At 39.0% G+C, this 12,539-nt stretch carries 12 protein-coding genes and 4 pseudogenes; 8 read left to right on the forward strand and 8 right to left on the reverse strand.

What is annotated here, in order from left to right:
- Window positions 1–355 precede the first annotated feature (355 nt).
- From ARSQ2_RS07875 to ARSQ2_RS07885, 3 genes are read right to left on the reverse strand one after another with little or no spacing between them, the layout of a single operon-like run.
- The gene (locus ARSQ2_RS07875) at window positions 356–628 is read right to left on the reverse strand and encodes a hypothetical protein (protein WP_181994955.1); all 273 of its coding nucleotides are present in this window, start codon (window positions 626–628) and stop codon (window positions 356–358) included.
- Window positions 629–651: 23 nt separating this feature from the next.
- The gene (locus ARSQ2_RS07880; RefSeq protein WP_181994956.1) at window positions 652–1,479 is read right to left on the reverse strand and encodes a hypothetical protein; all 828 of its coding nucleotides are present in this window, start codon (window positions 1,477–1,479) and stop codon (window positions 652–654) included.
- A 13-nt stretch (window positions 1,480–1,492) separates the two neighbouring features.
- A complete protein-coding gene (locus ARSQ2_RS07885; protein WP_181994957.1) occupies window positions 1,493–1,789 on the reverse strand; it encodes a type III secretion system translocon subunit SctE in 297 nt (98 codons plus the stop codon).
- Window positions 1,790–1,937: 148 nt separating this feature from the next.
- Between ARSQ2_RS07885 and ARSQ2_RS07890 the strand changes: the two genes are divergently transcribed.
- Together ARSQ2_RS07890 and ARSQ2_RS12930 are read left to right on the forward strand one after the other, a co-directional pair.
- Window positions 1,938–2,210, forward strand: a complete 273-nt coding sequence (locus tag ARSQ2_RS07890) for an IS630 transposase-related protein (protein WP_181994958.1) — start codon at window positions 1,938–1,940, stop codon at window positions 2,208–2,210.
- Window positions 2,211–2,323: 113 nt separating this feature from the next.
- A pseudogene (locus tag ARSQ2_RS12930) lies at window positions 2,324–2,395 on the forward strand (hypothetical protein); the annotation flags it as partial.
- A gap of 197 nt (window positions 2,396–2,592) precedes the next feature.
- On the opposite strand, the gene ARSQ2_RS07900 reads toward ARSQ2_RS12930, so the two are convergent.
- The gene (locus ARSQ2_RS07900) at window positions 2,593–2,778 is read right to left on the reverse strand and encodes an IS630 transposase-related protein (protein ID WP_181994130.1); all 186 of its coding nucleotides are present in this window, start codon (window positions 2,776–2,778) and stop codon (window positions 2,593–2,595) included.
- 7 nt (window positions 2,779–2,785) lie between these two features.
- Between ARSQ2_RS07900 and ARSQ2_RS14870 the strand changes: the two genes are divergently transcribed.
- The 3 genes and pseudogenes from ARSQ2_RS14870 to ARSQ2_RS12935 form a co-directional block, all read left to right on the forward strand.
- The gene (locus ARSQ2_RS14870; protein ID WP_420837755.1) at window positions 2,786–2,995 is read left to right on the forward strand and encodes a hypothetical protein; all 210 of its coding nucleotides are present in this window, start codon (window positions 2,786–2,788) and stop codon (window positions 2,993–2,995) included.
- Between the two features lie 79 nt (window positions 2,996–3,074).
- Window positions 3,075–3,203 (forward strand): annotated as a pseudogene (locus ARSQ2_RS14875) (serine hydrolase); the annotation flags it as partial.
- 111 nt (window positions 3,204–3,314) lie between these two features.
- Window positions 3,315–3,877, forward strand: a pseudogene (locus ARSQ2_RS12935) (serine hydrolase); the annotation flags it as partial.
- A 71-nt stretch (window positions 3,878–3,948) separates the two neighbouring features.
- On the opposite strand, the gene lptG reads toward ARSQ2_RS12935, so the two are convergent.
- Complete coding sequence (gene lptG / locus ARSQ2_RS07910) at window positions 3,949–5,025, reverse strand: LPS export ABC transporter permease LptG (protein ID WP_181994959.1); 1,077 nt, start codon at window positions 5,023–5,025, stop codon at window positions 3,949–3,951.
- Complete coding sequence (gene lptF, locus ARSQ2_RS07915) at window positions 5,025–6,122, reverse strand: LPS export ABC transporter permease LptF (protein WP_181994960.1); 1,098 nt, start codon at window positions 6,120–6,122, stop codon at window positions 5,025–5,027. Before lptF ends, lptG begins: the two co-directional genes overlap by 1 nt.
- A gap of 290 nt (window positions 6,123–6,412) precedes the next feature.
- Between lptF and pepA the strand changes: the two genes are divergently transcribed.
- From pepA to ARSQ2_RS07930, 3 genes are all read left to right on the forward strand, one after another.
- Entirely contained in the window at window positions 6,413–7,921 is a 1,509-nt protein-coding gene (gene pepA / locus ARSQ2_RS07920) for a leucyl aminopeptidase (RefSeq protein ID WP_181994961.1), read from the forward strand.
- 63 nt (window positions 7,922–7,984) lie between these two features.
- Window positions 7,985–8,434, forward strand: coding sequence for a DNA polymerase III subunit chi (locus ARSQ2_RS07925; RefSeq protein ID WP_181994962.1), 450 nt, complete (start codon window positions 7,985–7,987; stop codon window positions 8,432–8,434).
- A 21-nt stretch (window positions 8,435–8,455) separates the two neighbouring features.
- Window positions 8,456–11,353 carry a valine--tRNA ligase gene (locus tag ARSQ2_RS07930; RefSeq protein ID WP_181994963.1) on the forward strand — a complete coding sequence of 966 codons (2,898 nt, stop codon included), beginning with the start codon at window positions 8,456–8,458 and terminating at the stop codon, window positions 11,351–11,353.
- Window positions 11,354–11,489: 136 nt separating this feature from the next.
- Here ARSQ2_RS07930 and rraB read toward each other — a convergent pair.
- Window positions 11,490–11,896 (reverse strand): annotated as a pseudogene (gene rraB, locus ARSQ2_RS07935) (ribonuclease E inhibitor RraB).
- Between the two features lie 446 nt (window positions 11,897–12,342).
- A partial coding sequence (locus tag ARSQ2_RS07940) for a transposase (RefSeq protein WP_202880400.1) occupies window positions 12,343–12,539 on the reverse strand: 197 nt, incomplete at its 5' end.

Consider the following 12,539-nt stretch of genomic DNA (forward strand, 5'->3'; position numbering starts at 1 on the left):
TGGGCACAAGCTAAATGTAAAAAAAGAGCGCTCGGATGTGACACAGATATTTTGTTCGCACTCAATATGGTGTAATCAAAATTAAGTCGCTTAGCTATAGCTATTTTCATCTAATGTGTGTTGCGCTTGCATGAGTTTTTGTTGGCTAGCGGCTAATAACGCCTGATGTGACTGTTAATAACTTTTTGCAACAGGCGCAGGATTTTGATCAGATAATAGTCGGTTAAAGTTAATTAGGCTGTTATCTCTTAGTGCTTGACCTTGCTCTACTAATGTTTAGCCGTTTTTTATTAATGTCTAATTTTTATTGATTTTTCCATTTATTATATTTTGAATCCCATTGTCTATCTCTCTATTACCATTTTTTATATCGTTGAGTGATCCCTCTATGACATAAAAAATAGAAATTTTGTTTGTTTTGCAATTTATCATCTGGCTTAAGGTAAATGAGATGATCTTTTATTATTTCAGGCGGTAAAATAGTTAAACTTGCCGGTAGAATAGGTTGAGTATCGGTTTTGATAAATGAAGATACAGTGTTTTTGTGCTCTATACTAGACGAAAAACCGGCAGAATGTGACTTGGAATAATTTATTGCTGTGACCATAAAAATTCTCGTTTCAATCATCGATTATTAAGTAAACGCTAATATTAAGCTCTAATATTGCCTGAAATAGTGGATACAGTTTGTTGACTATATTCGATCATTTTATTAAGAATTTGTATCAGTTTTTTTACTTCGTCATTGATATTTTCTTCCCGCTGATGGGTCTCTCCGGTGGCATTATGAATTTGTTGCTCAGTTTCTAAAATACGTTCGTTACCCTGTTCTTTGACTTCTCCAGAAGCTAGGGGTTGTTGCGCAATTTGGCTGATTGAGTTTGATAAGCTGCTAATGGCATTTCCAGCTAACAGGGAGCTATTTTGTAGTGTGCCAACATTGTTGTTGCTGGTTTGCGACAACCCTTTATAACTGATCCCTGCGCCGGCGATTCTCATTCCCAGACTTAAAAAAACTGAACTACCCGCGATAGCACTTGTCAATAGTGAACCGGCTTCGGTGTACTTACTATCTTTGACTTTTTCGCTGGATTGTAGGGTGGTGATTTTTAGTTGGTCTCCGTTGTTACGGATTTTGGCGTTAAGTTCTCTTAATGTAGCTGATATTTTGTTAAATAACGATAGCAATTGCGCATCAGTAATTCCTAATAAATTCATTACTGTAGGCAATAATTTTGTTAAACAATCGATTAACGCTTGCTCATCTTTTTCCACTGTTGGTGGTGTAAGTAGCGGTAAATTGGTTTGATTGATTTGCTCTTTGGTTGTTTGTTCAATATGTAGCTGTGCTGTTTTGTTAGCGAAATGCTGAGAAACTAATTTGTCAGAAACTTGATTAAATTCCGTCGCGTTTTTAGCATCCGTTACCGCTAATGACGGAATAAAATTTTTAGTTACTGAAGGAGTAATAGTTGTCATGGTTAAGTCCTTTTTATGCCATAGTGTTTAAATTATGAGTAATATATTTACTGGTATGCAGGCTTTGGCTGCCCATTTCGCCTATTTTACGCATTAACTCAGTGATCGTTTCCATCTCTTTGGCAAAGTTATCCATCACTTGGCTAAGCACTTTATCTAGTTGAGCCATTATTTGATTAATGACGGTCAAATCACCTAATCGTTTAATAACATCGACTTCCAGATCAGTGGCGTGGAGATTTAAGGCAGCAGTTGTCCTGGCATTGGTAACGGAGAGACCAATGCAGACTTTTTTGCATTGCTGAGGCACTGATATGTTGGGCTAATTTATTTTTCATGGTATGAATTAATGCATTATTAATGGTTTTATCCAGCAAGTTATTGAATGCTTGTTTGCTAACGATAGCAAACATTTTGCTGGTATAGCTAAGCGACTTAATTTTGATGACATTATTTATATGAGCTATTCAATTGATTTTAGATGTAAAGTGATATTTACGATGGGAGAAGAAGAGTTGAGTATCCGAGAAACAGCGAAGCAATTTCGGATTGACTCTGCATCTGTATCGCGTTGGATTAATCAAATAGAGCCAAAAGCATCGACTACGCGTCAGCGAAAAATCGATAAATCCGAGTTGATAAAAGATGTTGAACAATATCCAGATGCTTACCAAAAAGAGCGTGCAGAGCGTTTTGGCGTTTTTCAGAAGGCCATTTGGCAAGCTCTTTAAAAAATGGGATTGACTTATAAAAAACTCTAGGTCATCCGAAAGCCGACGAAAACACTCGACAAACGTTTCAATAAAAAACAACAGTATGAAAAGAAGGCAAGCATATTGTTTTTATTGATAAAAGTGGTTTTTCACACGATACTCAGCGGACTCACGGCTATTCCCCGAAAGGTCAACGGTGTGTTGGTCTCAAGAACTGGGGAGCTAAAGGAAGAACAAATGTTATCGGCGCTTTATTGGGCACAACGCTGTTTGCTATCGGATTATTTGATATCAGTATTATAGCTAAGCGTCTTAATTTTGATTACAAAATATATGTTTTTCTCCAATATAAATTTACTGATATAGAGTAATTACTTGTAATCATTTTAAAGTCGCCCAGCTATATCAACTCGGATTTATCGATTTTTCGCTGACGCGTAGTCGATGCTTTTGGCTCTATTTGATTAATCCAACGCGATACAGATGCAGAGCCAATCCGAAATTGCTTCGCTGTTTCTCGGATACTCAACCCTTCTTCTTCCATCGTAAATATCACTTTACGTCTAAAATCAATTGAATAGCTCATATAAATAATGTCATCAAAATTAAGTCGCTTAGCTATAATGACTAGTGAAGTCATGATCAAATTAGAAGCGGATAAAAAATTACGTATTACTGATCCCCTACAAAACTACAGCTATTTCGGTACTCATATTCCTATTTATCATGGCAAACAGCTTATTCGATTATATCGCCTGGCGAGTCATACCAGTGGTTTACAAAGAGAGCAACCTTGGTGGTAAAATCGGCCGGCCGGTATTTGTTTGGCCAACCCAATCAAACCGTTGGACATGGCTCAAAAAGGTAAAAATTAAATGCTTACCAGGAACCAAAGCTGCTTATTCTAATCTGGTTTATGATCTATTAGCCGATGCCCTGGCAAAAGCGGCAGGAAAATCTTATAAGCAACTATTTGCCGAAAAAATTACCTTACCAGCCGAAATGTATGATTATGATATAGCTAAGCGTCTTAATTTTGATTACAAAATATATGTTTTTCTCAAATACAAATTTAATGATATAGAGTAATTACTTGTAATCATTTTAAAGTCGCCCAGCTATACCACCTTTACACCAACTGCCAATCAATGTTCTCGTCTAATGGTGGGTTATAAATCCAGTCCATGTATTAATACCTTAGCTGCCGCGGGTAGTGGAGGGGTTTATTCAACGCCAGCTGATATGCAAAGATGGATGCAATAATTTCTGTCAACCCATACGCAAGTAAGTAAACAAACCGCTTAACGTGAACAAGCGATCTATTTTGCTCGCAATATGATGCTTACCGAAATTAAAGGTATGGACGTCGCTGGCCATGCTGATGGTATTGGCCTTGGATGGGTTTATATGAATCCTCGCGATGGCATTCCCGGCATCTATCAAAAAAACGGGTGGTGGTGGTGGTTTTAATACCTATATGACCATGATCCCACAACAACGTAATTGGTATATTTGCCGTGATTTCACGCAAAAAAGTCAGTAAATTTAATCGGTTAACGGAAGGAATTAACGATTTAACTGCCGCGTTAACCATAAATCACAATAACAATTCTTTCCACCAACCAAACAAGATTTTGCCGCAAATCTGCTCAAAAAAACTGCTAGAAAGCCCTGATCATGGTTAAGCTAAATAAATAAATTTTTTATCAGCATGCTAGCGCATTGAAAATATACCTAACCATGCTGTCAAAACTAATTATTGGCGTCGCATTAATAATAAAATGCTAAATCCCAGAAATAATACACTCGGTAACATTGCTGCTATTAGAGGAGGAACACCATAGACTAAACTTAGGTTACCAAAGCCCTCATTTAACAGATAAAAAATAAATCCCCCTGAAATACCTATCAGTACCCTTACCCCCATTGCGACACTGCGCAGCGGGCCAAAAATAAATGATAGTGCCATTAACATCATAACAGCGACAGAAAGTGGTGACAAGATTTTCTTCCACATACTTAGTTGATAGACTGATGCTTCTTGCCCACTCTCCTTAAGATATTTAACATATTTATACAGGCCGCTGATTGCTAATGAATCAGGTTCCAGAGAAACTACTCCTAATTTTTCTGGGCTTAGGTTGGTTTTCCAATCCATCAATAAACTCTGAGAGCCAGTGATTTCTCTTTCATTGTTAATCAATGATTTATCTACTTGTGACAATTGCCACTGGTGAGTATCAGAATTATAGCGACCTGAAGCGGCAAAAACGACCGCTTGCAGTTTTTTCTGCGCATCAAATTGGTAAATGGAAATTTCTTTTATGTCATTTTGATCGATAACGCGCTGAATATGAATAAAATTATTACCATCTTTAGCCCATAATCCACGATCTGTCACCATTAGCGATCGACCGACAATTTTTTCAGCCTGATAGTTATGTGCCCACTGCTCTGCTACAGGCGCAACCCATTCACCAATAACCATCGTCAAAATCACTAAAGGGATCGCGGTCTTCATCACTGACATCGCAACCTGTAAACGAGAAAAACTAGCCGCCTGCATCACTACCAATTCGTTACGGGTTGCCAGGGTTCCCAATCCAAGTAATGCGCCTAACAGTGCTGCCATCGGAAAAAATACTTCAATATCTTTCGGAACGGTTAATAAAGTAAAAATTCCGGCACTCCAGGTGGTATAGTCACCATCACCGACTTTTCTTAATTGCTCAACAAATTTAATAATGCCCGATAATGAAACCAACATAAAAAGGGTCATTAGGATCGAGGAGAGAATAGTACGCCCAATATATTTATCTAATACACCAAACATCAGGCAACTCCTTTAAAGAAGTTAGCACGTATTCGACGCATCGAAACGGTATCCCAAGTATTCAATATGATAGCTAATAGCAAAAAAGCTCCATTAACTAGCCACATTGTTATTCTGGGATCAATTTCACCTTTCTCAGCATTAGAGTGCAGAGTATTTTGCAATAAAAAGAAAATTAAATAAAGCAACATCGCAGGTAACATACTTAAGACTCGTCCCTGTCTGGGATTAACTTCACTTAGTGGTACAACCATCAAGGCCATAATAAGTACCGAAACGACTAATGTTAAGCGCCAGTGAAATTCTGATTTTGATTCAGCATCTGTAGCACGCCACAACTGCAACATATCCTTTTGCTCGATTTTATCGCCTGTAACTGCGGTTTCTTTATGATCGATTACCACTTGATAATTTTTAAAATCCGTTATACGAGAATCACGTAATAGTGCTGTACCTTCATAGCGGGTTCCCTTATCTAATACCACAATTTGATTACCGTTTTGATCCTCTCGGATACGTCCACTTTCAGCAATCACCACGGAAGGACGTTGGTTATTAACCGGGCGTAATTGAGCCATAAAAACATCAGTAAAATTTTTGCCTGTTACATCACTAATATAAAGAACAATATTTTGATCCTTAGTGGTTTTAAATTGTCCCTCAACCATACTGGCCAAACCAGGATTGGCTTTCGCATCGGCTAATGCTTGCTCTTGATATTTTGCCGACCAGGGTAACATCCAGGCTACATTTATTGCCGCAATCAGAGCGGTAAAAAATGCCAAAATTAAAGCCGCTGTCACTAATACCCATTTACCTAAGCCACAGGCATGCATGACAGTAATTTCACTATCGATATAGAGTTTGCTGTAGGTCATTAACAGGCCAAGAAACAGACTTAATGGCAAAATCAATTGTGCCATTTCAGGAATTACAAGCCCCAGAAGAGGAAAAACTAAATCGGAAGGAATATTTTCCTGAACCGCTGAATTTAATATATTGATTGTTTTTTGACTAAAAAAAATTAAAATCAGGATAAAAAGTATTGCAACTTGACTTTTCAGCGTTTCCTTAACTAAGTATCGAATTATAATCACACTAATTACACCTGTGAAAATTTGTTTTTTGCAGCAAAATAGCTAACTTCGTCGTATAGTTAAAGTTACGTACAATATTTTGGTTTTCTTAATGGTTACAATGTATCATGGTGATAAATGCAGCATTAACTATTCGATCACCAAACAGAATATGCTTAATCGTTACTTATTACTATCCGTAAACCATTCGGTTAGTTTAACATAAATCAGCTATTTCATAAGGTAAATTTATACTGTTCGTTAATTTTAGCGATAGTATTAATCTTTGTCTTTAAAATTCAGGAGAATGCATGGAGTTTAGTGTAAAAAGCGGTAGCCCAGAGAAACAGCGTAGCGCCTGTATCATTGTTGGAGTATTTGAACCTCGTCGCTTATCCCCTATAGCCGAACAACTCGATACGATCAGTGACGGCTATATCAGTGCCTTACTACGCCGCGGAGAACTAGAAGGTAAAGTTGGCCAAATGCTATTACTTCACCATGTTCCTAATATATTATCTGAACGCATTCTGTTAGTTGGATGCGGTAAAGAACGTGAACTCGATGAGCGTCAATATAAACAGATTATCCAAAAAACAATTAATACCTTAAATAAAACCGGCTCAATGGAAGCCGTCTGCTTTCTAACTGAATTGCATGTAAAAAGCCGCAATAATTATTGGAAAATTCGCCAGGCAGTAGAAACTGCAAAAGAAGCATTATATATATTTAAGCAACTTAAAAGCAATAAGAGCGAGCCACGACGTCCGTTACGTAAAATTGTTTTCAATGTTCCAACACGCCGTGATTTACCTAATGGCGAGCGCGCTATTCAACACGGCCTGGCTGTCGCACTGGGTATAAAGTCAACTAAAGATCTGGCTAACATGCCGCCCAATATTTGCAATGCAGCCTATTTAGCCTCACAAGCACGTCAATTAGCCGATGATTATGAAAATCTTACCACCAAAGTGATTGGCGAAGAACAGATGAAAGAACTTGCGATGAATGCCTACTTAGCCGTGGGCCAAGGCTCACAAAACGAATCGCTAATGTCGATCATGCAATATAAAGGAAGTGACGATCCAACGGCTAAACCGATTGTGTTGGTCGGTAAAGGATTAACTTTTGACTCTGGTGGGATTTCTATTAAACCATCCGATGGCATGGATGAAATGAAATACGATATGTGTGGAGCCGCAACTGTTTATGGCGTTATGCGCTTTGTGGCCGAACTAAGACTGCCGATTAACGTCACCGCAGTGTTGGCCGGCTGTGAAAACATGCCAAGCGGTAAAGCTTATCGCCCTGGTGATATTTTAACCACCATGTCAGGTCAGACAGTAGAAGTCCTTAATACTGATGCGGAAGGAAGATTGGTTCTTTGTGACACACTAACTTATGTAGAACGTTTTGATCCTGATGTGGTAATTGATGTTGCAACTTTAACCGGAGCCTGTATTATTGCACTTGGTAATCATTATAGTGGATTAATGTCAAACCATAATCCCTTAGCACATGAATTACTGAATGCCGCTAAGCAAGCAGCCGATAAAGCATGGCGACTGCCTCTGGCTGAAGAGTTCTCTGAGCAGTTAGAATCAAATTTTGCAGACCTTGCCAATATAGGCAGCCGTTCTGGTGGTGCAATTACCGCTGGCTGTTTCTTGGAACATTTTGCTACTAAATATCACTGGGCACATTTAGATATTGCAGGAACAGCTTGGCAATCAGGAAAAGCAAAAGGAGCAACAGGCCGCCCGGTGGCTTTACTTGCTCAATTTCTGTTAAATCGTGCTTATGTAAACTGTGACGAATAATCGCACCAGTGAATTTATAATAGGGTGTTGTAAGCAATACCCTTTTTCTATAATAGTAATGCGATGAAAAAAGCAACTTTCTATTTAATAGCGCAGCTATCTTCACAAGCAGAACTTGAAAGTCATGAATGGTTAGCTTGTCAGCTAGCAGCACAAAACTGGCGGATGGGTAAACGTGTTTTAATTGCTTGTGAGGATCAAATACAAGCCAAAAAATTGGATGAAATACTTTGGCAAAGAGAACCTTATCAATTTGTCCCACACAATTTAGCCGGTGAGGGCCCTCGCTATGGCGCACCAGTTGAGCTTTGTTGGCCAAAAAAACGTGGTAGCTCAGCAAGAGATATATTTATAAATCTACAATCAACATTTGCAAACTTTGCCACAGCCTTCCATGAAGTGATAGACTTTGTACCCATTGATGAAAATTTGAAACAGTTGGCACGTGAAAGATACAAAACTTATCGCAGTATGGGTTTTAATTTGATCATGGCACCACCTCCAGCGACTTAATAAAATAAATAACGAAGCAAGATGGAAAAGAAACCCGAAAATCAAACTCAGTCTGAGCCATCACTCGACAAAATTTATCAGCCAGCTGCAATTGAACAACCTTTATATGCACACTGGGAAAAAAACGGCTATTTTGCACCACACGGTGATAACAGCAAAGAGAGTTTTTGTATCGTGATCCCGCCGCCTAATGTCACAGGTAACCTGCATATGGGACACGCTTTTCAGCAAACGATCATGGATACCTTAATTCGCTACCAGCGCATGCAAGGGAAAAATATCCTATGGCAAAGTGGCACAGATCACGCGGGGATCGCCACTCAAATGGTTGTTGAGCGCAAAATTGATGTAGAAGAGCATAAAACTCGTCATGACTATGGCAGAGAAGCGTTTATTGAAAAAATTTGGCAATGGAAAGCCGAGTCTAGCGGTAATATTTCTCAGCAAATGCGACGACTGGGTGACTCTGTTGATTGGCAACGTCAACGCTTTACCATGGATGAAGGCCTCTCGAAAGCAGTAAAAGAAGCATTTATTCGGCTCTATCAAGATGATCTTATTTATCGCGGTAAACGATTAGTTAATTGGGATCCTAAACTACATACGGCAATTTCCGATTTAGAAGTTGAAAATCGAGAAGTTAATGGTTTTATGTGGCATTTACGTTATCCCCTTCCTGATGGGGTAAAAACTGCCGAAGGCCAAGATTATCTGGTTGTTGCCACGACTCGACCAGAAACCATGCTTGGTGATACGGGTGTTGCAGTTAATCCCGCTGATCCGCGCTATAAGGATTTAATCGGCAAACAAATTATACTGCCATTGATTAATCGCCGTATTCCTATCGTCGGTGATGAACACGCCAATATGGAAAAAGGCACCGGCTGTGTGAAGATCACACCAGCACACGATTTTAACGACTATGAAGTAGGAAAACGTCATCAGTTGCCAATGATTAATATTTTCGATTTCAATGGCCATATCCGCCAACAAGCTGAAGTATTCGACAACGCAGGCAACCCTAGCACTATTTATACCACAACAATCCCTGCAAACTATCAGGGAATAGAGCGTTTTGCTGCCCGTAAAGCGATGGTCAGCGAATTAGAAAAATTAGGATTATTAGTTGCCGTAAAGCCGCATCAACTTACCATCCCTTATGGCGATCGTGGCAGTGTTGTTATTGAACCCATGCTTATAGATCAATGGTATGTTCGTACCCTACCATTAGCAGAGCAAGCCATTGCGGCGGTAAAAGATGGCCGTATTCAGTTTGTTCCTAAACAGTATGAGAATATGTATTTTTCCTGGATGCAGGATATTCAAGATTGGTGTATTTCACGTCAATTATGGTGGGGACATAGAATACCCGCCTGGTATGATAAAGACGGTAACGTCTATGTCGGACATAACGAAGAGGAAGTTCGTCGAGAGAACAACTTCAGCGCTGATATTAGCCTACATCAAGATGAAGATGTATTAGATACCTGGTTCTCTTCTGGTCTGTGGACCTTTTCAACATTAGGCTGGCCAGAAAATAGCGAGGCGTTAAAAATTTTCCATCCAACGGATGTGTTGGTTAGTGGCTTTGATATTATCTTTTTCTGGATAGCCCGCATGATCATGCTGACGATGTATTTAATCAAAGATGAAAATGGCCAAGGGCAAATTCCTTTTAAAACCGTCTATATGACAGGCCTGATCCGTGATGAAGAAGGGCAAAAAATGTCAAAATCCAAAGGCAATGTCATCGATCCATTGGATATAATCGATGGTATCTCGCTGGAAGATTTACTGACAAAACGTACTGGCAATATGATGCAACCCCAATTAGCCGAAAAAATTGCTAAACGTACCCGTAAAGAATATCCACAAGGCATCGAAGCACATGGTACAGACGCTTTACGCTTTACGCTTGCAGCATTAGCATCGACCGGGCGAGACATCAATTGGGATATGAAACGTCTAACTGGTTATCGCAATTTTTGTAATAAACTTTGGAATGCCAGTCGTTACGTCCTGATGAATACAGAAGGTCTAGATTATGGTCAGCATGGTGGAGAAATGACTTTTTCGCTGGCTGATCGCTGGATCATGGCAGAATTTAACCAAACGGTAACATTGTATCGTGAAGCATTGGATACTTATCGCTTTGATATCGCTGCCAATATTTTGTATGAGTTTACCTGGAACCAGTTCTGCGATTGGTACTTAGAACTGTCTAAGCCGGCTATCCATAAAGGAAATGAGGCAGAAATTCTTGCCACACGTTATACCTTGATTGAAATACTGGAAAGCCTATTACGGCTGGCACATCCTATTATTCCATTTATTACCGAGACGATTTGGCAACGGGTGAAAGTGATTAAAGGCATCCAACAAGACACTATCATGTTACAACCTTTCCCAATCTTTGAGCCAGCCAAAGTTGATGAAGAGGCGCGTTATGATCTGGAATGGATCAAAGAACTGATTATTGCCATACGTAACATTCGGGCAGAAATGAATATCTCACCCGGCAAGCCATTAGATCTGCTACTACGTGGTGTTAATCATGCAACCAAACGGCGTATTACAGAAAATCTGAATTTTATTCAAGCAATGGCCCGCCTTAGTTCTGTTACTATTTTGGATGAACAGCAACCAATACCACTTGCTGTAACTAAACTGATGGATGGTGCAGAAGTGTTGATCCCAATGGCAGATTTAGTCGATAAAAACACCGAACTAGCGCGGTTAGATAAAGAGCTGGATAAATTAACCAAAGAGATAGCGGCGATTGAAAACAAGTTAGCTAACGATAGTTTTGTCAGCCGAGCACCTACTGCTGCTGTTGAAAAAGAGCGTGAGCGCCTGGCGCGACATTTAGCAGCAAAACAAAAACTGACTAATCAAAAAGTAACTATTAGCTCACTTTAAATAAGAAACAACACTGCTACTTTATGTAGCAGTGTTGTTAACTGACAAATTTACTCTAACCACCCTACTTACTCAACTCAATATGCATCATTAGCTGATTTATAATCCCTGTCCTTTCTATTCTAAAAATTTTATTCTAGTGTAATGCCTTCGGTTCAACGTCTTTTTCTTCCGCATCATCATAATTAGGATCTTCAAAGAAAGTACCCAACGATAGTAGTTAATGCCAATTTTCTCAGTTAACATCATCAATTGTACCACTTTCTTATCAATTAATTCTGCATCAAGCGCGCTATCTCGATAGACATCACAACACATCAGTACGGTACCATCTTCAATTTCTAGCTCTTCAGCATCATGCACTTCATAACCCAATTTAAATGCCACTATTGCCGCTTTTTCCAATAACTTAAAGTCTTTAGCCGAAAAGTGATGTTCTATTTGATACAAAGCATTCGGATCACTACCATCTTCCAATAATTCTTCGATGATTGAATGCGTTTCTACTCGCTGCTCTGCAACTGCTTTTTGCTCCAGTAACAAATTTTCTGTGGAAATTTGCTGTTCTGATAATGCTTTTTTAAACGAGGTCAACTCTTCAGCTGAAAGGCACTGCTCTATTTCATAAAACACATTAGGATCACTGCTATCCGTCGCTACATTTTCAACATCCAAACGGGTATCTGCGCGCTGCTCTCCTAGTACTTTTTTATTAACCATGTCGCGCTCCCTCTCTATTTTATATGACAGTATAGCTAAGCCTCTTAATTTTGATTACAAAAATATATGTTTTTCTCCAATATAAATTTACTTATATAAAGTAATTACTTGTAATCATTTTAAAGTCGCCTAGCTATAACTTTTGCATTCTCCCATAGCCAACGAAGGAGAGCTATAGCTAAGCGATTTAATTTTGATTACACCATATTGAGTGCGAACAAAATATCTGTGTCGCATCCGAGCGCTCTTTTTTTACATTTAGCTTGTGCCTATTTATGTTCAATTGGATTAAGATCTGGCGAATAGGTAGGCAAATATTCCACCATATGCCCCGCATTTATGATGACTTCTTGAATACTCTGTTTCTTGTGAAAAGTTGCATTATCCATCATGATTACACTGTTTTTAGGAAGTACTGAGATAAGAACTTGGGTGGCCCATGCATAGAAAACATCGCTATTAATAT

This window comes from Arsenophonus endosymbiont of Bemisia tabaci Q2, from assembly GCF_902713415.1.
Classification (GTDB): Bacteria; Pseudomonadota; Gammaproteobacteria; order Enterobacterales; family Enterobacteriaceae; genus Arsenophonus.

Coding starts and splice junctions, on each gene's coding strand:
- ARSQ2_RS07875 (WP_181994955.1), bottom strand. CDS start 628: ATGATTGAAACGAGAATTTTTATGGTCACAGCAATAAATTATTCCAAG.
- ARSQ2_RS07880 (WP_181994956.1), bottom strand. CDS start 1,479: ATGACAACTATTACTCCTTCAGTAACTAAAAATTTTATTCCGTCATTA.
- ARSQ2_RS07890 (WP_181994958.1), top strand. CDS start 1,938: ATGAGCTATTCAATTGATTTTAGATGTAAAGTGATATTTACGATGGGA.
- ARSQ2_RS07900 (WP_181994130.1), bottom strand. CDS start 2,778: ATGAGCTATTCAATTGATTTTAGACGTAAAGTGATATTTACGATGGAA.
- ARSQ2_RS14870 (WP_420837755.1), top strand. CDS start 2,786: ATGTCATCAAAATTAAGTCGCTTAGCTATAATGACTAGTGAAGTCATG.
- lptG (WP_181994959.1), bottom strand. CDS start 5,025: ATGTTTGGTGTATTAGATAAATATATTGGGCGTACTATTCTCTCCTCG.
- pepA (WP_181994961.1), top strand. CDS start 6,413: ATGGAGTTTAGTGTAAAAAGCGGTAGCCCAGAGAAACAGCGTAGCGCC.
- ARSQ2_RS07925 (WP_181994962.1), top strand. CDS start 7,985: ATGAAAAAAGCAACTTTCTATTTAATAGCGCAGCTATCTTCACAAGCA.
- ARSQ2_RS07930 (WP_181994963.1), top strand. CDS start 8,456: ATGGAAAAGAAACCCGAAAATCAAACTCAGTCTGAGCCATCACTCGAC.